Origin of the sequence: Streptomyces sp. NPDC005784 (genome assembly GCF_042871525.1) — a bacterium.
GTDB lineage: Bacteria > Actinomycetota > Actinomycetes > Streptomycetales > Streptomycetaceae > Streptomyces.
On the sequence record NZ_JBIAIQ010000008.1, the window covers coordinates 126500 to 144748 of the forward strand.

Below are 18249 nucleotides of genomic sequence, written 5' to 3' on the forward strand. Positions count from 1 at the left end.
CCAAACACCCAAGAAAGTGGGGGGTGTTGCTGCGTTGCCGGAGCCGGATGGACGACTCCGGAGTGGTCCGGGTGATGCTGCCCGACGGGACCTCTCCGCCGGTCGAAGATCCTGATCTGGACGTGCAGTTGTCCAAACTGCTGGGTCGTCACGTGTCCGTCTCGTCTGTCACACCGGAGCACGGCCGGCTGGAGCGCGCCGTGCCCGAGTACGAAGGCGGTGTCCCGGAGGCTGCGCGGGAGTCGGCATCCGTCGAGGCCACCGGCGAGTGCATCACGTCGGGAAGTGTCGCCCCGGGGACGTTCTTCGACTTCGGCCGGGCCCGTCTCGTCACCACGGCGGCTCTGGACCGGATGCGCAGCGTGTGTCCCGCCGGGGACTTCGACGCGCGCCGCTTCCGGCCGAACCTGGTCGTGGACACCCACGGAGGGCCGGGTTTCCCGGAAGACGCCTGGCCGGGGTCCCGCTTGCGCGTCGGAGAGGCGCTGCTTCGGGTCGTGGTGCCCACACCGCGCTGCGTGATACCCACCCTCGGCCATGACGAACTGCCGCCCGAACCCGGCATCATGCGTGCGGGGGCCCGGTGACCACCGCATACCAGGCCGCTGCCGGAGAAGCCGAGCGCCTTCTGGATGTCCGGGAGGGCGACGTTCACGATGGTCGCGTCGAGCACGACCATGAGCTGGGCGGTGGCGACGACCAGCAGAGCCGGGCCGAGGCGGTGGTCCCGGCCGCCGGCCGGGGCGGAGGGTGAGGCCGCACGCCCGGTCTCAGATCGCGCCGACCGGGTGGTGGGCGCGTAGTCGGGTGGGTCGGAGGCGCTGCCCGCGCCGGAGGCCGGCGAGGTCACGGGATCTCCCCTGGATCTCGGCACGTCCCTGGCGGCCGTGCGAGCTTTCGCTACGGGCCCAGGCTTGCCGCCCGTCGGATGAGATGTCGTCACCCGATCCCGGTGATTGCGATGCTGCGTGAACGTGACGCCGACTGATCCGGGGTTCGCGCGCAGTCGTCAGTAGGTGCGCGCTAGCCTGGTACAGACGGGAAAGGTGCCGGGGCTGGGTGACCGGCGCCAGGGTGTCGGGCGTGGATAGCAAGGCGGTCCTTCAACGGTGCCTCCAGCAGCTCCCCGGCTGATCGACCGGGATGATCTCGTCGCTGCCCTGGATCGCGCGGCGGCGGGCAAGGTGACGGTCATCTCGGCTCCGGCCGGCAGCGGGAAGACATCGCTGCTGCGCGCCTGGGCCGACCGGCCGGGTCAGCCGCGTCGGCTCGCCCTCGTGCAAGTGCCGCGCGGCCAGCAGGACGCCCAGCAGTTTTGGCTGGCCCTGCTCGGTGCGGTTCGTCACGCCATCGGCGCGGACGGCAGTGCGGACAGCGGCGAGGCACTGCCCGCAGCGACACCCGACTTCGATGCGTCGGCGATGGTCGACCGGGTGTTGTCGGAGCTGGCCGACGCCCACGGCGGCGTCACGCTGGTCATCGATGATCTCCACGAGCTGCTCTCGCCAGAGGCCCCCACTCAGCTCACCCGGTTGCTGACCAGCCTTCCCCCGCAGACGCACGCGATACTGACCATGCGTCACGATGTCCGGCTGCGGCTGCGCCTGACGGGCGAGCTCGCCGAGATCCGCGCGGCGGACCTGCGCTTCTCCGAGCTCGAAGCCCGCGAACTGCTCGACGCCTCGGGCATCACGCTCGCAGATCAGGACTGTGTTGGAGTTCATCCGGTCCGCGCTGGAGGCTGAAGGCGTGGCGCATGCGAGGCCGTCCCAATGGGAGGTTGCGGATGACTGGTATGTGAGGGCCAGGCCGGCGATGGACGGTCTTCGAATAGCCGAGAAGAGCATCGAGTTGCTGTGTGCTCCTGGCCTTCACTCACCGACGACCCTCTACGCCCGCGCCCTTAACCAAGCGGTCTGGCAGGAGCGTGACGAAGGAAGCCTGGCCGAGCGTCTGGAGCCGTTCAAGGCGGAGTTTCTCGCTGTGGCACGTAGCAGCCTGGCCTGACGACGCAGGTCACAGCCACTCGAAGGCCGTTCCTGGCCCGGCCGGCACCACCGCGTCACCCTCGTCACCGCCGCCCATGCCTTCCTCACCGAACAGCGCCTGTCCCCAAAAGTTCCCGGGCCGGCCTCACCCTCTATCAAGCCGAGCCCACCCGGGAGACGGACGATGGCCCGGCGTCGCACTCAGCGCCGGAAGTCGCGTTCCGGCGACTGCTTGACAATGAAGTCAAGCAGTGGCTTGAGTTCTATCGTGAGGCCAGAGAAAACGGACCTTCGCCGCGAGGCCGGTCAGCGAACGCGGGACGATCTGCTGGCGGCTGCTCTCGAGCTGCTCGCACAGCGGGGACAGGAAGGGGTGACCCTCCGCGAGATCACCCAGAACGCCGGAGCCAACGTCGCCGCGGTGAGTTATCACTTCGGATCGCTGAAGGCACTGTGCGATGTGGCGATCGAACACGCGCTGGAGCGATACCTGGACGCGCAGATTCGAGAGCTCGACACTCTGGCGGGCAGCTCGACGCTGAGCGAGTTGGCCGAGGCCTTCGCGCGGCCGATGGTGAGCGCCCTCGTGGCCGGGGGGCGCGATCTGGCCGTGATACGGACCGTGGCGCGGGTGGGGATCGATCCGCCCGAAGGGTGGGAGAGGCTGGCCGGGAAGTTCGAGCGGGCCCGACGACAGGCGGTGAGGGTACTGGCGGCGAACCTTCCCGGGGTCGACGAGCGGGAGCTCGTCTTCCGTGTCCGCTGTGCGGCCGGGATGCTGAACTGGCTCGCACTGGCGCCCATCGGGGCCGAGCTGGGCGCCGAGCCCGCCGAACGGGTGGAGCGGATGCTCATCCCCGTGGTGGCCGGGGCGTTTCGGGGAGCCCGGTAGGCGCCTGATACCGCCGAGCAGACCGTGCCGGCCCAGCGCCACGATGAATTCAAGTGCTTGCTTGACAAGGCGGCCACCCCCTCATCACAATTTCAATCAAGGGTTTGAATGGATTCTCTCAACACGGGAGGGCACCATGAACACCGACGCGGAGACCGTGGTCCGGGCGGCATACCGAGCGGCCGAGGGCAGCGTCCTGGACCTGCGGGGCTTCATCGACCTGTTCGCCGAGGACGGCGTATTCAACAACGTCGTCGCCGGTGAGAGTTATCGCGGTGAGCACCTTGGCGACCTGGTCGCCTTCATGGGCGCGCTCGCCCCCGACGTGCACCGCGAACTGCACCGGTTCCATGTCATGGGCAACGTCGTCGCCGTCGAGCTGACGATCCAGGGCACCGTCACCGGGCCGTTCGAGACACCCGCCGGGGTCGTACAGCCGACCGGCGCCAGGCTCGAAATCCCCACGGCCGACTTCTGGTACGTCGAGAACGGCAGGATCAAGGAGTTCAACTGTTATGTCGGCCTCAGCGTCATGCTCGCCCAGCTCGGCGTGCAGCCCGACTTCACCTCCGCCGTCACGGCGTCGGCCGCCGTGACGAGCTGACCGAACACCCCGCTCGACCCCGGCAACATGCTGCTGCGCCGGGCACCGCACCCGCCCGGTCACCAACGTTCCGGGCAACGCGTCTCCCGCGGACGCACAGCACCCCGAAGAGGCAGGCCAATCATGCCCACCATCGGCATCATCGTCGGCAGCACCCGTCCCAACCGCGTCGGGGACCAGGTGGCGCGCCGGGTCCTCGACCACGCCTCGCGTCGGACCGACGCCGGCTTCGAGCTGCTCGATCCGCGCGACCACCCCTCCCCCACCTCGACGATCCGATGCCGCCCTCCCTCGGCCTGGTCTCATACGGCGTCGCGGGCGGCACACGATCCGCTGAACAACTGCGCCTGGTCGCCGCCGAGCTCCGAATGGCCGACGTACGCCAACAGGTCGTGCTCTCCCTGTGCACCGAATTCGAGAACTTCAGCGTCTTCAAACCCGGCGAACACAACCTCCATGCGCTGAACACCATGATCGACCAGGTCATTGCCTGGACCTCTGCTCTCGCCCCGCTGCGGACGGCCCCGGCCGTCGCGAACTGACCCACCCGGCCGACGCGGACCGGTGGCCCTCCGCCACACCGACGGACCAGCCCACACGAACGGACTCACCATGACCAGATCTGCCGCCGATCTGATGCGAGTCAACCTTCTCGAGGTGTTCAACGAACCCGACCCGGATCGCCGGGCCGCGGTCATCGCCGAGAACTACGCCGAAGACGTGGTGTGGCACGAACCGGACCGCATCAACCGTGGGCGCACGGACTTCGAGCGACGCGCCACAGAGTTGCGTGCCGAGAACCCGGACTGGGCCTTCCGACCCGCAGGCGCCGCGTCGGGGCTCGACGACATCGGCCACCTCGGTTTCCAGTACGGCCCGGCCGACGGTCAACGACCCATGGTCAGCGGCATGGACATCGGCCGCACCAGCGGGGGCGTCATCATCGAGCTCTACACGATCGTCACGGAGATCCGTCAGCCGTCCTAGCTAGGCCGCTACCAGGATGGCCCGCCCGCAGCTCAACGGTGTGGCGGAGCGCAGGCCCCACCCCGAGGCCTGCGGCAGTCCCCTGCGGCCGAGCAACTCGTGCACCTCGTGCCTCCGGAGCGGACCCTGAAGACCGGAGGCAAGGGCGGGAACACCTTCATCCGGGAAGAGTTCGGATAGAAGACGGCAGTGAGTCCAACTACCGTGGTATCCGGGGCGATCGCGGTGGCCCAGCTCGACGGTTCCGGACCCCGCATTCTCCGGTCGGACCAGATCACCCGGCTGGGGGGCGTAGAGGCCTACGGTCGGCTGGCAGGCCGGCGGACCACCGGATTCCGGTGAGGACCGCGCACCCGCCCGTCGGAGATCCTGGGACTGGGGCGCATTGACGGCACCGCAGGCTGTGAAGGAGATGTCGCCGTGAGTATCCACACGTCAGTCACCGAAGCTGAGGCTGCCGACAGGCTCGCCCTCCGCGAACTGGTCGACGCCTACGCGCACTGCGCGGACCGACGGGACGCCAAGGGCCAGATGGCGCTGTTCACCCAGGACACCCACTTCGTGGTGCACATGGACGCGAGGGATCCCGAGCCTACGCAGGAGTTCCACGACCGCGAGGTCGCTGGCACCGGTTTTCGACGCGCTCAACGCCTACGCGGCCACCATGCACTTCAACGGGCAGAGCACGATCGAACTGGATGGCGATCGCGCGACAGGGGAAACCTACTGTCTGGCCCACCATCTGACCGAGGCCGACGACGGGTCACGGACGATGATGGTCGCCTCGATCCGCTACCTCGACACGATGGTCAAGAGGGAGCGGGAGTGGCTGTTCGCCGAGCGCCGCCTGCTGGTCAACTGGACCGATACGCGACCCCTTCAGCTCTGATCCGTACCCGGAGCACCGTGCCCGAGGCAGTGCGGATCGCGCCGACCGCGTCGAGCCAGAACCGCTGAGCGTCCTGCCGGCCGGACCGTACCGTGACGAACGCGATGGGTCGCTCCTGCCCGGCCCATAGGCATGCCGCGTTCTCCTCAAGGCTGGCCGCCGCCGTGATCCGACGAGATCACCCGAATCCGGTGATGACACCTCACCGGCACGGCCGAGACCCTGACAGCCCGACGACCGGGGGCACTGCTCTCGGTCGCTGCCGGGCCGGGTGCTTCCGAGGAACCCGCTGCCTTGCTTCTCCACATGCGGAACTCAATGGCTGGCGTCGTGCACGGCGGCGGTCGCCTGGGCGAGGTCGACGACCTCGCCGCCGGAGCCGTACTGATGCAGGTCCCCGCCGGGCGACTCGATGCGTCCGGCATCGGCCAGGCCACCGGCCTTGACGGGATCGAACCCGGCCGTGCGGATCAGCCGCTCGGCCATCGCGGCGGCGCTCTCGTCGTCGGTGGCGTAGAACAGCGCCGCCCGTCGCGGCGTGCGGTTCGCGCTCGCGGCGAGCACCTCCGCGGCGAGGGTGCCGAACGCCTTGACGTAGTGAGCGTTCTTGGGCAGCAGGGCGGCGGCCACCGACCCGGCCGACTCCCCTTCGGGCAGCGACCGCACGATCTGGCCCTTCTCGTCGAAGGCGATCGGGTTCGAGGGGTCGATCACGACCTTGTCCTCGAGCAGGGGCGCGACCTGCGGGATCAGCTCTCTCATGGCGTCCAGCATGACGGCGAACACGACCGTGTCCGCATCGGTGATCGCGTCCCGCACAGAGGCGGCGCGGGCCAGGGGACCCAGCTCGTCCGCGATCCCCGCGGCTCGCGCGGTGCCCTTTCCCGCCAGGACGACGCTCTCGCCACCGGCCACCAGATGCCGGGCGAGCGCAGCTCCGATGTTGCCGACGCCTACGATTGCGGTGGTCATGTCCAGCCTTCCTCTCCATTGACGTGGAATCAGTTCAAGCTTGGGTGTTCCAGACGTTCCAGGCCTTCACCGACCCGCCTCCCCAGGCCATGATCGCCCGACTGCGGGCGAACCGGGAGGTCGGCCTGCCGCCCGCCTCGTTCGCCTATCCCACTGCCGCCGCCGACCGCGGCCACGCCGCGCGCCGAGTCGTCCAGCCGGAGGTCCGCGCGGAGTGCCGATCCTGTGGTCCGCGCGCACCCAATCCGCCGCCGTCGCACGTCTCGTGGGAAGCGCCCGGCGATGCGCCGAGGAGCACGGATGGCTGCTGGCCACGCGCAACGAGACCAGCGCCGATGCCCAGGCCCCGAGCCCTTCCCAGTAAGGTCGGGACCGTCGCTAAGCGATCCATGCACGGGAGTCCCCTGTTCGGATTGCCGCCTCGCCCGTTCCTAACGCATCACCAGGCCACCGTCGACCGTGAGTACCTGGCCCGTCAGCGCGGCGGCGTCCTCGCCGACGAGCATCGCCACCACGGCTGCGGTGTCGTCGGGGGTGAGCGGCCGGGGCAGCGCCTGGAGCGCCGCGACCTCATCGAACTCCTCCGCCGGCACGACGCCGGTAGCCGGAGTGGGAGTCAGCCCCGGGGCCACAGCCGTGACCGCGATCCCGTGGCCGCCGAGCCCGACGGCGAGGGCGTGGGTCATGCCGATCAACGCCCCTTTGGACGCCACGTACGCGCGCATGTGCGCGCCCGGGGGACGCCAGAACGTGTTGGACACGATGGAGACCACCCTGCCGAAGCCCCGCTCACGCATCCCCGGCGCGAAGGCCTGGGTGAGCAGCAGCGCCGACTCGACGTTCACTGCCTGGACCTGACGCCAGAGGTCGAGTTCGAAGTCCTCGAACGGTCCGAAGGCGACCATCGCAGCCGAGTGGACCAGGACATCGCACCTGCCGTAGCGGTCCAGCACCAGTTGCGCGGCCCGGCGCACATCGGCCGGATCACCCAGATCGACCGGGACATCGCCGGTGCGGTCGAGCACGACCACGGTGTGATTGACCGCAAGCCGCGCGGCGATCGCACCGCCGATCGCACCAGCGCCGCCGGTCACGACCGCGACCCGCCGGCTCCCAAAGGTCTCAGTTGACGCGGTAGACACTGCCCAGCGCTCCTCTCACTGCCGAATCCGTCGGCACCCGGGCTGCCCACCTCGGCGACCAGCCGCCACAGGGAACCCGTCCGCTTGCACAACAAGCCAAACCTCTTCACGCACCGTCGTCCAAGACCTGCTACCGGCTTCAGCGACAGCCGCCCGCTGTCAAGCCGTCGGCTCGCAGCCCGAGCCGGCCGTGCTCAGGCGGCCGTTTCGATGGGCTCGAGGACGGCCTCGACGTCGACCGTGACATCGACCATGGGGCTGACAACCACTCCGCCGCTGTCGATCACATCGTTCCAACTCACCCCGAAATCATGTCGATTGATACGTGTCGTGGCGGTGAATCCGGCGCGGCGCCTGGGCCCGAGGTCCCGCCCTTCCTCCCACCAAGGGGTATCCCACTGCCCCAAGTAAGTGACGTCGAAGGTTACGGGGCGCGTCATGCCGCGTACCGTGAGATCTCCGGTCACCTCGAACTCGGTTCCGCTCACCTGATGAACACGCGACCCGACGAACGTCCAGGTCGGGTGGTGTTCGACATCGAAGAAATCAGCACTGCGGAGGTGGGCGTCGCGCTGGGGCTGACCCGTGTACACCTGGGTCGCGTCAACCGTGGCCTCAACGCGCGCCTTCTCCGGCTCGTCGGCATCGACCTCCAGCAAGCCGTGCACGTTCTTGAGCTGCCCCCGCACGTAGGTGACCATCATGTGCCTGGCGCGGAACTCCGCCGCAGTGTGTCCGGGCTCGAAGAACCATTTGGTCATGGCCACATGCGCCCCTGACTTACGCCTTCAACCAGGACGGATCCAATAGCGGTCACGGAGCGCGAACGGCAGCCGTGGGGCTGACGCGCTCGTGGTGCGTCACCGGTGTTCGTACACACCCTCGGCGATGAGGGAGACGCCGATGCCCAGCATCCAGACGTCCTTGGCCAGCACGGTCCCCTGCTCGGTCGGGCGCAGGCTGCCTTCCTGTCGCATCCCCGGCGTACGCAGGTTGAGCCCGAGGGTGCCAACGGAGAATGCGGTGAGCGCAACCCCGGCGACAGCGGCAGGGACGACCGGCAGGAGCAGTGTCGTGGCAATGGCGAGCTCTCCGGCGGCGAGCAGCCGTACGAACTTGTGGGAGTCGTGCCTGCCCAGGAACGGGTAGGTCGTGGCGGCGAACTGCTGGAGCCTCTCGGCGGTTGCCTCGTCCGCACCGAGTTTCGAGAGTCCGGAGTTCAGGAAGAACGCGCCGCTCGTGAGCCTGAGCGGAAGTTGCCGAGCCGCGGAAGATCGTGCCCAACCGCAGGCCATGCCGAGCCTCCCAACATTGGCCCCAGATACAACCGGGCCCCAGATACAACCCTGCCATCCGTTCGAAGCATGTCAAACGGGGGCCGATCCACTTCTCCCCCACCGGCTGCGCCCCGGAGGCCCCGGACCAGGTCAGTGCAGGTGAAGCTGCCAGTCCGCCGGGGCATTGCCCCACGGCCCCGGGATCGGCTGCGAGGTCGGGCGTACGTGTCGCCGCATCGCAGGCGGGCCAGGGCGAGCAGGGCCTGACAGCCGACGGGCAGGCGCCGCCATCGCGTGCCGATCTCCCGCCGGTGATCGGCCGGCTGCCTGGCCAGGTGCCGCAGCGTCCGGCTGGACAGATCGATCGACGACGGATGGACCAGCACGCCGGCTGACCTCCCACGCAGCTCAAAGCGCAATCGGTCGGTACTTCAGAGCCTCATCGACAATCTGCTCCGCAGACGCGGCCCGAAGGTTGTGCAAACGGTGGAAGCCCAGGTGACTCAGCCGGGGATGCGAGATGTTCGCCTCCAGGAGCCGCAGATAGTAGTCACTCTCCGGGTCGGCTTTCAGGAGTCTGCGAACGATCTCCACGAGCTCGTCCCGGGCGATGTCCGCAACCATGGGGCGAGCCGGCCTGGCCGCCTCCATGTCCGTCCGTGCCAACACGCCCGAGCCGAGCCCTCTGGGTGCTGCGAGTTCTCATCAACATTTCCGGACAGCTCGATCAAGAACCGATGCCGGGCCCCATCAACACTCGCCCTCGTTCTCACCTACGAAGCCACCACGGTCCACCCCGGGCTGATGCGCACCGGATCGCACCTTCGGGCCGAATTCGGCGGTCGCCCCTCCAAGGAGTTCGCCTGATTCTCCGCACTCGCCGGCGCCCCCGTCGTCTCGATGGACGCCGAGCGTGCGGCCGAGCGCGTTCTGCGTGCCCTGGAGCGGCGGCGGACCCGCCTGGTTCTCACTCCCGCGGCGCGTGCCGCGTCGGTGGCGCACGGCGTGGCGCCCGTCACGGTCACCCGGCTCAGCGGGTTCGCCGTCCGGCTGCTCCCACACGCCCAACAGCCCGGCCGGCCCGGGGCATTACGAGCGATCCGTTCCTGGCTCACCCCCGCCATCACCCTCAACCGATGGTGGCAAGCCTGGACAGGCACGGACTCGCCCTCCAAGCTCCAGGCCCTGAGCTCGGAACGCTGCCTCTTCACCGGTCGTCGTCGAGGACGGGCGGCCGCGTGGCTCGTCCCCCTGTGAGTTACTGCGCACTCGACCGTGCACCGCGCAGGAAGAGGGCACTGGTGAGGACGCCGAAGAGCACGATGGCGGCATTCACCGCGATCGCCGCCTTCAAGCCGCCGAGGGTGGCCGAGGCACCGGTCCCGGTCATCGCAGCGGTGGCAACGGCGCTCATGATCGGCGTGCCCATGGTGATGCCGATCTGCTGGGTCATGGTCGCGAGCCCGGTGGCCAGTCCCTGTTCATGGTCGGCCAGACCGGTGTTGCGGTGACCATGAAGCCGACGATGACGAGCATGTTGCCGACCCCTCCGACGAAGGTGGCGACGAGCAGCAGCCACATCCAGGAGCGATCGTCGCCGAGGCCGAGCAGGGCGGCTGTGAACAAGGTTTGCAGGATGCCGCCGGTGATCAGGGTCTGCTTGGTGCCGATCTTCCCGATGACCTTCGGGGCAACGGAGCCGCCGACGACCGTTCCCAGGCCCAGCACGCCGAAGGACAGTCCGGCGGCCAGCGGGGAGAAGCCGAGGACTTCCTGGAGGTACAGGGTCAGCAGGAAGACCAGGGACGTCTCGGTGAGGAACGCGATCAGGCCGGCGACGTTTCCCCAGGCCACTGACCGCTTGCCGAGCACGCTGAGCGGCACCAGAGGCGCGGCCACCTTGCGCTCGACAGCCAAGAACACCACCAGCAGCAGCACGCCGGCCGCCAGCGGCAACAGCGCGGACGAGGAGCCCCAGCCGTGCTCACCGGCCTGGGTGAGGCCCAAGACGATGGCCAGCAGACCGAGCGTGACACTGACGGCGCCGGGTACGTCCAGCTTCGGGCGCTCGTCGGGCCGGGATTCCTTGATGACCGTCGGAGCGATGACGAGGACGGCGAGGGCGACGGGCACGTTGATGAAGAACGCCCAGCGCCAGGACAGCAGGTCGGTCAGCAGACCGCCGAGGATCGCTCCGGTGGTGAACCCGGCGGACATCAGCGCCCCATTGAGGCCGAGTGCCTTTTCCCGCAGGGGGCCCTCCGGGAACGAGGTCGTCATGAGTGAGAGTCCGGCGGGGGTCACCGCCGCGGTGGCCAGGCCCTGGAAGACCACCAGTCGGTTTTGAGCGCGCGGACAGGCGCCGGTTCCGAGGCCTTGTCGCGATACCGACTGCGGCAGGCGCTGGGAAAGCCGCAAATCAAAGACCGTCCGCCCGCGCCCGGGTTCGACATGGTCAACTCCCCAGGCCTACTGCGGCCTGTTGACCAGGAAGTTCCGTGGCATGCCTCGATAGCCCAAAATGGCCCGGACGGCTGGGTTTGTGCGACAGCCCCTTGAGAATCAGGTGCCAGAGTTGTCGACGAACCCCACGATATCGAGGTATTCGATTTTAGGCGGGACGCCATAGATCCCCGTCACCTTGTCGACGATCTCCTCCGTGAAGAAGGCACGGGCTTTCTCCTCGTCATCCCACACGTAGAAGTTCCTTGCCTGAACGCCGCCTTCGTCGAGCGTGAAGCTCTTGAAGCGAAGGCCGGCCATGCCTTCGAACGGTCCTCGGAGTTCATCGGCAATCTTTGCGAGAGTTGAACGATCGAACTTGTCGGTCTGTGTGAAAGTCACGAGCACGCCGATCATCGGGCCTCTTATCGATTGGGTGAGCAACGGTCGATCGAGTGACGCTAGCGGCGGATCCTAGTACACGCGGCCGGATGTTCTGGTTGTTAGGCCGCGAATGTCGACGAACCCGGATAGATCGCCCCGGGTGACTGCAGACAGCTCGGTAATGCCGCGGTCGGCGAGCCACTGGGCGAACATCGACCAAAAAGGTGTGGATGAAAGTCGTGGCAGCCGCGATCCTCGCCGGCAACGGAGACGCACGAGAGCTGGGCCGTCCACGGGCCGTCCGAGGGAGGCCAACAACGGCCAACGACGACAGATGACAACAGCGTCCTTGCTGGTCAGACCAACAGTGCCTGGCATCCGCCGAGGTGGCCGAGTCGGCGCGCTTCTTGATCAACATGTGGCACGCGACAATCACCTCCATGAACGACAGGTCGAACGACACCGAGAGCCGGATCGTCAGGATCGAGCGGATTCTGGAGTCCGGCGAGAGCGAAGTGGCGCCCGCGTGGCGGAGGGTGACGCACGGCGAGCCGCGGTGGGCCGTGACCGCCGCGATCCTGGCGGCGGTCACCCTCCAGCTGAAACTGCCGCACGAGCTGACCCTGATGCCGCCCTGGGTTCTGCCGGTCCTGGAACTGGTCCTGCTGGGGGGCCTGATCTCCGCCAACCCCCGGCGGGTCGAGCCCCGGAACAAGCGGCTGCGGTGGCTGGGCCTGGCGCTGATCTGCTTGATCAGCCTGGCCAACGGCTGGGCGGCCGCACGGCTGGTGACGGACCTGGTGCAGGGCACCGACTGGTCGCACCCCCCGACGTTGCTGCTGACCGGCGGCAACATCTGGCTGACGAACGTCATCGTGTTCGCCCTGTGGTACTGGGAGTGGGACCGCGGCGGACCGGCGGACCGAATGATGGGCCACCACCAGTTCGCCGACTTCCTGTTCGTGCAGATGCAGAGCCCCGAATCCGCGCCGCCCGACTGGGAACCGGCGTTCCTGGACTACCTGTACCTCTCCTTCACCAACTCCACCGCGTTCAGCCCGACCGACGTGATGCCGCTGTCCCGCTGGGCCAAGATGCTGATGATGCTCCAGTCCACGGTCTCACTGGTGACCGTGGTGCTGGTGGTGGCCCGCGCCGTCAACATCCTGCAATCACCGTGACCCACCCCCTTCGCGCGGTGACCGTCACCCACCGCCGCCGAGGACCGGCCGCTCCGCCCTCCGCGCACGAGCCCGCACCGCCGTCCACGAAGCGGACGAACGGACAGCAAGATGCATACTGCATCTAATATGCGGGGTGTGCCGACCGATCGAGGGGAGCCCGGACATGGCCGTGGTGCGGACCGAGGGAGACGTCAGCGACCGGGAGGCGGTGGTCGCGCTCCGCGAAGTGAACGTCCACCGTCACACGAGCGGCCAGGTGATCCTCTCGGAGATCGACTGGACGGTCCGGGCCGGTGAGCACTGGGCCCTGCTCGGAGCCAACGGCGCGGGCAAGACGACCCTGCTGCGCCTGCTGGGCGCGCTGATGCACCCCACGACCGGGAGCGTCGAGGTGCTCGGTTCCCGGCTCGGCCGGGTCGACGTGCGCGAACTGCGCGCCCGCATCGGCCATGTGAGTACGGCCCAGCGCGTGCCGCAGGACATCGACGCCCACACCGTCGTCCTGACGGGCCATACCGGCACCGTGCAACCGCTGTGGCGGAAGTACGACGCCGAGGTGCGCCGGCGTGGCCACGAACTGCTCGCCGAACTGGACATCAAGGAGCTGGCCGACCGGCCGTACGGAGTCTGCTCGGGCGGGCAGCGGGCCCGCGTCCTGATCGCCAGGGCACTGATGGCCGAGCCGGCCCTGCTCCTGCTCGACGAACCGTTCAACGCCCTGGACCTGCCCTCGCGCGAGGACCTCGTCGAGGCCATGCAGCGGCTGGCCGAGAGCCGCCCGGAGCTGGCCACCGTGACCGTCACCCACCACCTGGAAGAGCTGTCCCCGGCCGTCAGCCACACCCTGCTCCTGCGCGAGGGGCGGGTCCTCGCGCGCGGTCCGGTCGACGACACCCTGACCGACTCCTGGATGACCAGCTGCTTCGGGCGCCGTATCACCGTGGTCCGGCACGCGGGCCGATGGGCGGCCTACTCCGGCCGCCACCAGGGTAGTTGACAGCGGTACGAAGCAAGTCGTCGCGCGGGAAAGGGAAGTGTCGGGTGGCTGCCGCTCGGTGAGTACGGACAACAGGTGTGGGCCCCGGCAAAAGCCCTCGCCGTGAGCACATCCGTCGGCGGGGCGCACCAGTTGAAGCAGTGTGCCCTGTACGCGCCCCCGTCCGCACGGCGAAAATGCGCCTGTCGACGGTCATTTGGCCCAGACACCGAGTACCCCGCCGCCAAGTCACCAGGAAAGCAGGTCGGCTGCCGTGCTGTTGCGTCTGCCCACGTCCGTGTCCGAAGCGCAGGAGTGCATGACCGAAGGAGCGGTGCCGATAGGCGGCGCCACGCTGGTGTGGGCCACCTGGCAACGGGACGGCTTCCCCGGCCACGCCATGTCGCTGCGCGATCTCCCGGAGGCCAACGCGATCGGGCGCGAGGTCCTGGGCGCGGCCGTGGTGCTGAACCGTATCGACGACCGTGTGCCGGAGGTGCTGCGCAGGGCGGCCGCCACGGTAGGAACCGGAGCGGTACGGCGGACGGCCACGGTGGGCGGCAACATCGTCGGCAGCACGCTGCGATGTCTGCTGCCCGCTGCGCTCGTACTGGACGCCCGAGCGGTGATCCTGGAACCTGAAGGCGTCTCCGAGACCGACCTGGCCGAGGTGCTGGCCAAGCGCCATCTGCTGCTGAGTCTCCGCTGGCGCGCACCGATCGCCAGCAGTTACCACAAGGCCGCCGGCGAGGCGGGTGGGCCATCGCCACTTGTCATCGCCGCCGCCCTGCACTCCGCCGACGGCGGACGGACCCGCCTTCGCGTCGCCGTCCGCGAAGATGACGAGGTGTTCAGCGAGAGCACCACGTGCCACACCGATGTCGAAGAGGATCTGCGCACTTTGCGGAGCAGTTCCTTCGGCCGTCTTCCGGCCGCGACCTGGGAACTCGTCGGCCGACAGGTGACAGACCTTCTCGCACGACCGGCCGGCGCATAGGGGCACTCGTCCGGACCACGCTTCGGACGCGACGTCCGGCACCTGCTCCCCCGTTCACTTCGGGCAGGGCGACGAGAAATTCAACAGTGGCCGGTCAGTCGTACCGATCCGGGGGCGGGGGCGTCGGCGCGCTCGTTCACGGTCGGCCGCCGCGTCCGGCTCTCCGGTCCGCTGACCGGCACTTTCGCGTGACTCGGTGACGAGGGGCGGCGTACGAACGCGGCCGCACGGGACCGTCCGACGGGCCGTACCCCTAATTCATCAACGTGGAAATCGCTCACCGGACTCCCGACTCTGGGACCAGGCACCGGGATCCCCCCGGACCACTCGGACGAAGGACGCCACGATGCCCTCCACGCGTGCCCCTGCCGCCGGTTCAGCACCGGCCGCACGTCACAACCTGATCCTGGTGGTCACCTGCGTCGCCCTCGGCACGGTGGTCGCCGCCATGGCCTCGCTCAATGTGGCACTGCCCGATCTCGCCCGCGAGACGCATGCGACGCAGACCCAGCTGTCCTGGATCATCGACTCCTACAGCCTCGTCTTCGCGTCCCTGCTGCTGCCGGCCGGCGCCCTGGGCGACCGATTCGGCCGCAGGCGGGCCCTGCTCGCGGGACTGGCGATCTTCGGCGCCGGATCGGCCGCCGCCGCGCTGACGACCGAGCCCTCGACACTCATCGCCCTGCGGGGTGTTCTCGGGGTGGGCGCGGCGCTCGTCATGCCGGCCACGCTGTCGACGATCACCAGCACGTTCCCGCGTGCTCAGCGGGCGCGGGCGGTCAGCGTCTGGGCCGCTGTCGCCGGAGCCGGCGCCCTGGTGGGCCTGTTCGCCACCGGAGCCCTGCTGGAGGGTTGGTCGTGGCGCTCGGTGTTCCTGCTGAACGTCGCTCTGGCCCTGGTCGCCCTGGTCGGGACGCTGCTGTTCGTGCCCGAGTCCGCGGAACCGCAGCAGCCGCGGCTCGACGTCGGGGGCGCTCTCCTCGCCGTGGTGGGCCTGGTCGCGCTGGTCTACTCGGTCATCGAGGCGCCGACCCGCGGGTGGGCCGACCCGGTCACGCTCGCGGGGATCGGGCTGGGCCTGACGGTACTGGCCGGATTCGTCCTCTTCGAGCTGCGCCGCGAGAACCCGCTGCTGGACCCCCGGCTGTTCCGCAACCGGCACTTCGCCGCGGGCTCGCTGTCGATCATGCTTCAGTTCTTCGTGTTCTTCGGGTTCATCTTCGTGATGATGCAGTACCTGCAACTGGTGCGGGGCGACAGCGCCCTGATGGCGGCCACCGCCATGCTGCCCATGGCCGCGACGATGGTGCCGGTCTCCCGGGCCGCTCCCCTGCTGGTCGGCCGGTTCGGTTTCCGGGGGCCCTGGGTGGCCGGCCTGGCCGCTGTCGCGGCGGGCATGGGGGTCCTCTCACGGCTCGACGCGTCCAGCCCGTACTGGCTCATCGCCACCGGTCTCGTGGCGCTTGGCGCCGGGATGGGCCTGGCCATGACACCGGCCACGACGTCCATCACGGACGCCCTGCCGCGCTCGCTGCAGAACGTCGGTTCCGCCATGAACGACCTGGCGCGTGAGCTCGGCGGTGCCCTGGGGATCGCCGTCCTCGGCAGCCTGCTCAGCGCCGCCTACCGCGACCACCTGAGCCTGCCCGGTCTGCCGCACCAGGTGGCGGACGCGGCGCGCTCCTCGCTGGCCGCCGCCCACGCCATCGGCGGGCCGGCCTCCGGCCGGGCGACGACCGCCTTCATCGACGGTATGCACGTCGCGCTCCTGGGTGCTGCCGCGGCCGCCGTACTCGCCGCCGTCGCCGTCGCGGTGCTGCTGCGTTCCGCTCCGCGGCCGGAGGTGTCCGCCGACGACCACGAGGTGCCGCGTGCCGTCGGCACGAAGGAGCAGCCCTCGTACCTCTGAGACCTCCGGGCCGGCGCCTCGCACTGTGCGAGGCGCCGGCCTTCGTTGCGTAGGGGGTCCCGATGCGTACTGCGGAACCGGCCGGCGCATCGGGAGCGCACCGCCGGTCGCCCCACCGGTGGGGAGCGTGACGTCAGCCGACCCACCGGTCGGAAGCGCGGGCCGGTCGCCCCACCGGTCAGGGGCGCCGCGCAGGTCGGCCCGCCGGTCGTGCGTTGGGTGTCGGGCGTCCGGGGCCGCGCAGTGCCTGCCGCAGCTGCGGGCTCACGAAGCGGACCAGTTCGTCGGTCGTCATGGAAACGATCGGCTCCAGGCGCAGCAGATAGCGGGTGGCGATCAGTCCGACGACCACAGTGGTGAACGAGGCGGCGCGTTGCCGGGCCTCCCGTCCCGGAACGAGGGTCCCGATCCGGTCCACGATCTCGCGCTCGACCGCCTCTTTGACCAGTCCGCCGAGGGGGTCGTCGTCGATCGCGCTCTTCAGCATCGTGAGCAGGGGCGGGCCCGTCACGGGATCGTCCCAGATGGCGACGACCTGACGGATGACGCGTTCCGGGAACGTATTGAGGTCCCCTTCTTCCACGACCCGCGCGAGGACTTCGGCCGGATTCGCGCCCAGCGCCAGCGCGGCACCGAACAGCCCCTTCTTCGATCCGAAGTAGTAGCTGATCAGAGCGAGATCGACCCCGGCCTCACCGGCGACGGACCGCAGGGTCACCGCGTGATAGCCGTCTTCGAGGAAGCGGCGGCGCGCGACGTCCAGGATCGCGGCCCGGGTGCCCGGGCTTCCCGGCCGGCGCCCACGGGGCGACCCGGGGTTATTCATCACGGACGAATTCTAGAGCGGCGGCTCACGCGGGAGACCGGGCGGGAGACCAGACAGGACGGGGGTGGACCGGCTCGTTCAGGTGCGTTCAGGTGCGTTCAGGTGCGTTCCGCTGTTGGGCACTTCTCACGAAATGGTGTCGTTAATCCGTACGAGTGGTGCATCACACATCAAAGCCGTAGCGTCGAGGCAGAGCCGAAACACTGACGGCCACATGACAGAGCGTCCCGCACGGAGCTGATATGCGCAGAAACTCAATCCGGACCGCGATCACCGTCTGCGCGGCCGCGTCGCTCGCAGTGGTGATGGGGACCGCGTCCGCCGCCCCCGCGGCCTCGCACGCCGCGAAGCAGCGGCAGGCGACCCCCGTACTCGTGGACTGCTTCTGGCACCCGGATGTGCGCCCCGCCAACTTCATCCTGGCCTGCGGCGACGGCAACAGTCGCCTCGTCTCCCTCCACTGGTCGCGCTGGAACCAGAACTCAGCAGTGGCCGAGGGCGTCAACATGGTGAACGACTGCAAGCCGTACTGCGCGGCGGGCAAGTTCCACTCGTACCCGGTCGTCGTCCGGCTGGACCACCCGCAGCAGTGGAAGAAGAAGCCGCAACTGCAGCACTACTCGCAGATGACGCTGGTCTACACCCAAGACCGGCCGGAGGGATACGCGCACACGGTCAGCTACCCGCTGTGGAACTGACAGCCGCCCGTCGCGGACCCGGCGTCGTGCCCTGACGGACCCGGCCCGAGGCCGCTCCAGGGTCGCCTGAGACCCGACGCTC

The 18249-nt window shown here is 69.0% G+C and carries 20 protein-coding genes and 5 pseudogenes; 16 read left to right on the top strand and 9 right to left on the bottom strand.

The genetic code is table 11. The features are described 5' to 3' along the window. Positions 1–47 precede the first annotated feature (47 nt). From ACFYR3_RS16160 to ACFYR3_RS16205, 10 genes and pseudogenes are all read left to right on the top strand, one after another. Positions 48–587, top strand: a complete 540-nt coding sequence (locus ACFYR3_RS16160; protein ID WP_356781461.1) for an MOSC domain-containing protein — start codon at positions 48–50, stop codon at positions 585–587. Beyond that, complete coding sequence (locus tag ACFYR3_RS16165; protein WP_356781460.1) at positions 584–754, top strand: hypothetical protein; 171 nt, start codon at positions 584–586, stop codon at positions 752–754. The genes ACFYR3_RS16160 and ACFYR3_RS16165 overlap by 4 nt, the downstream gene beginning before the upstream one ends. 355 nt (positions 755–1109) lie before the next feature. Further along, entirely contained in the window at positions 1110–1745 is a 636-nt protein-coding gene (locus ACFYR3_RS16170; protein WP_389283455.1) for an AAA family ATPase, read from the top strand. A 283-nt stretch (positions 1746–2028) separates the two neighbouring features. After that, positions 2029–2166 (top strand): annotated as a pseudogene (locus ACFYR3_RS16175) (IS701 family transposase); the annotation flags it as partial. Positions 2167–2256: 90 nt separating this feature from the next. Further along, positions 2257–2880, top strand: coding sequence for a TetR family transcriptional regulator (locus ACFYR3_RS16180; RefSeq protein ID WP_356781348.1), 624 nt, complete (start codon positions 2257–2259; stop codon positions 2878–2880). Positions 2881–3016: 136 nt separating this feature from the next. Next, on the top strand, positions 3017–3484 hold the full coding sequence (locus tag ACFYR3_RS16185) for a nuclear transport factor 2 family protein (protein ID WP_356781347.1): 468 nt from the start codon (positions 3017–3019) through the stop codon (positions 3482–3484). Positions 3485–3607: 123 nt separating this feature from the next. Beyond that, positions 3608–3697 (top strand): annotated as a pseudogene (locus tag ACFYR3_RS16190) (NADPH-dependent FMN reductase); the annotation flags it as partial. A gap of 65 nt (positions 3698–3762) precedes the next feature. After that, positions 3763–4026 carry a hypothetical protein gene (locus ACFYR3_RS16195; RefSeq protein WP_389283606.1) on the top strand — a complete coding sequence of 88 codons (264 nt, stop codon included), beginning with the start codon at positions 3763–3765 and terminating at the stop codon, positions 4024–4026. A 70-nt stretch (positions 4027–4096) separates the two neighbouring features. Beyond that, positions 4097–4471, top strand: a complete 375-nt coding sequence (locus tag ACFYR3_RS16200; RefSeq protein WP_389283458.1) for a nuclear transport factor 2 family protein — start codon at positions 4097–4099, stop codon at positions 4469–4471. Between the two features lie 420 nt (positions 4472–4891). Then, positions 4892–5360 (top strand): annotated as a pseudogene (locus ACFYR3_RS16205) (nuclear transport factor 2 family protein). Positions 5361–5675: 315 nt separating this feature from the next. On the opposite strand, the gene ACFYR3_RS16210 reads toward ACFYR3_RS16205, so the two are convergent. From ACFYR3_RS16210 to ACFYR3_RS16235, 6 genes and pseudogenes are all read right to left on the bottom strand, one after another. Then, positions 5676–6332: an NADPH-dependent F420 reductase gene (locus ACFYR3_RS16210; protein ID WP_389283460.1), complete on the bottom strand. Its 657-nt coding sequence runs from the start codon at positions 6330–6332 to the stop codon at positions 5676–5678. A 431-nt stretch (positions 6333–6763) separates the two neighbouring features. After that, the gene (locus ACFYR3_RS16215) at positions 6764–7426 is read right to left on the bottom strand and encodes an SDR family NAD(P)-dependent oxidoreductase (protein WP_389283462.1); all 663 of its coding nucleotides are present in this window, start codon (positions 7424–7426) and stop codon (positions 6764–6766) included. A gap of 242 nt (positions 7427–7668) precedes the next feature. Then, the gene (locus ACFYR3_RS16220; protein ID WP_389283464.1) at positions 7669–8235 is read right to left on the bottom strand and encodes a YceI family protein; all 567 of its coding nucleotides are present in this window, start codon (positions 8233–8235) and stop codon (positions 7669–7671) included. A gap of 99 nt (positions 8236–8334) precedes the next feature. Then, positions 8335–8769, bottom strand: coding sequence for a hypothetical protein (locus tag ACFYR3_RS16225; protein WP_389283466.1), 435 nt, complete (start codon positions 8767–8769; stop codon positions 8335–8337). Positions 8770–8966: 197 nt separating this feature from the next. Further along, a pseudogene (locus tag ACFYR3_RS16230) lies at positions 8967–9137 on the bottom strand (IS5/IS1182 family transposase); the annotation flags it as partial. Between the two features lie 22 nt (positions 9138–9159). After that, positions 9160–9375 (bottom strand): hypothetical protein, encoded by a 216-nt coding sequence (locus ACFYR3_RS16235; RefSeq protein ID WP_356781340.1) that lies wholly within the window; start codon positions 9373–9375, stop codon positions 9160–9162. Positions 9376–9651: 276 nt separating this feature from the next. On the opposite strand from ACFYR3_RS16235, the gene ACFYR3_RS16240 reads away from it, so the two are divergent. Continuing rightward, positions 9652–10008 carry a hypothetical protein gene (locus ACFYR3_RS16240; RefSeq protein WP_389283468.1) on the top strand — a complete coding sequence of 119 codons (357 nt, stop codon included), beginning with the start codon at positions 9652–9654 and terminating at the stop codon, positions 10006–10008. 1 nt (position 10009) lies between these two features. Here ACFYR3_RS16240 and ACFYR3_RS16245 read toward each other — a convergent pair. Both ACFYR3_RS16245 and ACFYR3_RS16250 read right to left on the bottom strand, forming a co-directional pair. Further along, positions 10010–11082, bottom strand: a pseudogene (locus tag ACFYR3_RS16245) (MFS transporter); the annotation flags it as partial. A 231-nt stretch (positions 11083–11313) separates the two neighbouring features. Continuing rightward, positions 11314–11610: a hypothetical protein gene (locus ACFYR3_RS16250; protein ID WP_356781338.1), complete on the bottom strand. Its 297-nt coding sequence runs from the start codon at positions 11608–11610 to the stop codon at positions 11314–11316. 407 nt (positions 11611–12017) lie between these two features. On the opposite strand from ACFYR3_RS16250, the gene ACFYR3_RS16255 reads away from it, so the two are divergent. From ACFYR3_RS16255 to ACFYR3_RS16270, 4 genes are all read left to right on the top strand, one after another. Beyond that, complete coding sequence (locus tag ACFYR3_RS16255; protein ID WP_356781337.1) at positions 12018–12758, top strand: hypothetical protein; 741 nt, start codon at positions 12018–12020, stop codon at positions 12756–12758. Between the two features lie 166 nt (positions 12759–12924). Further along, positions 12925–13758, top strand: coding sequence for an ATP-binding cassette domain-containing protein (locus ACFYR3_RS16260; protein ID WP_356781336.1), 834 nt, complete (start codon positions 12925–12927; stop codon positions 13756–13758). Between the two features lie 253 nt (positions 13759–14011). Next, positions 14012–14734, top strand: a complete 723-nt coding sequence (locus ACFYR3_RS16265) for an FAD binding domain-containing protein (protein ID WP_355841952.1) — start codon at positions 14012–14014, stop codon at positions 14732–14734. Between the two features lie 346 nt (positions 14735–15080). Beyond that, positions 15081–16643, top strand: coding sequence for an MFS transporter (locus tag ACFYR3_RS16270; protein WP_389283471.1), 1563 nt, complete (start codon positions 15081–15083; stop codon positions 16641–16643). 178 nt (positions 16644–16821) lie between these two features. Here ACFYR3_RS16270 and ACFYR3_RS16275 read toward each other — a convergent pair whose 3' ends face one another. Continuing rightward, positions 16822–17469, bottom strand: a complete 648-nt coding sequence (locus ACFYR3_RS16275; RefSeq protein ID WP_389283595.1) for a TetR family transcriptional regulator — start codon at positions 17467–17469, stop codon at positions 16822–16824. Positions 17470–17711: 242 nt separating this feature from the next. Between ACFYR3_RS16275 and ACFYR3_RS16280 the strand changes: the two genes are divergently transcribed. Then, complete coding sequence (locus ACFYR3_RS16280; protein ID WP_355841958.1) at positions 17712–18167, top strand: hypothetical protein; 456 nt, start codon at positions 17712–17714, stop codon at positions 18165–18167. The last annotated feature ends 82 nt before the right edge of the window (positions 18168–18249 follow it).

Bases quoted from the DNA above. Each gene is read 5' to 3' on its own strand.
- ACFYR3_RS16255 (WP_356781337.1), top strand. From the start codon at position 12,018: ATGAACGACAGGTCGAACGACACCGAGAGCCGGATCGTCAGGATCGAG.
- ACFYR3_RS16275 (WP_389283595.1), bottom strand. From the start codon at position 17,469: ATGAATAACCCCGGGTCGCCCCGTGGGCGCCGGCCGGGAAGCCCGGGC.
- ACFYR3_RS16250 (WP_356781338.1), bottom strand. From the start codon at position 11,610: ATGATCGGCGTGCTCGTGACTTTCACACAGACCGACAAGTTCGATCGT.
- ACFYR3_RS16160 (WP_356781461.1), top strand. From the start codon at position 48: ATGGACGACTCCGGAGTGGTCCGGGTGATGCTGCCCGACGGGACCTCT.
- ACFYR3_RS16260 (WP_356781336.1), top strand. From the start codon at position 12,925: ATGGCCGTGGTGCGGACCGAGGGAGACGTCAGCGACCGGGAGGCGGTG.
- ACFYR3_RS16195 (WP_389283606.1), top strand. From the start codon at position 3,763: ATGCCGCCCTCCCTCGGCCTGGTCTCATACGGCGTCGCGGGCGGCACA.
- ACFYR3_RS16185 (WP_356781347.1), top strand. From the start codon at position 3,017: ATGAACACCGACGCGGAGACCGTGGTCCGGGCGGCATACCGAGCGGCC.
- ACFYR3_RS16225 (WP_389283466.1), bottom strand. From the start codon at position 8,769: ATGGCCTGCGGTTGGGCACGATCTTCCGCGGCTCGGCAACTTCCGCTC.
- ACFYR3_RS16210 (WP_389283460.1), bottom strand. From the start codon at position 6,332: ATGACCACCGCAATCGTAGGCGTCGGCAACATCGGAGCTGCGCTCGCC.
- ACFYR3_RS16280 (WP_355841958.1), top strand. From the start codon at position 17,712: ATGCGCAGAAACTCAATCCGGACCGCGATCACCGTCTGCGCGGCCGCG.
- ACFYR3_RS16235 (WP_356781340.1), bottom strand. From the start codon at position 9,375: ATGGTTGCGGACATCGCCCGGGACGAGCTCGTGGAGATCGTTCGCAGA.
- ACFYR3_RS16270 (WP_389283471.1), top strand. From the start codon at position 15,081: ATGCCCTCCACGCGTGCCCCTGCCGCCGGTTCAGCACCGGCCGCACGT.
- ACFYR3_RS16240 (WP_389283468.1), top strand. From the start codon at position 9,652: ATGGACGCCGAGCGTGCGGCCGAGCGCGTTCTGCGTGCCCTGGAGCGG.
- ACFYR3_RS16200 (WP_389283458.1), top strand. From the start codon at position 4,097: ATGACCAGATCTGCCGCCGATCTGATGCGAGTCAACCTTCTCGAGGTG.
- ACFYR3_RS16220 (WP_389283464.1), bottom strand. From the start codon at position 8,235: ATGACCAAATGGTTCTTCGAGCCCGGACACACTGCGGCGGAGTTCCGC.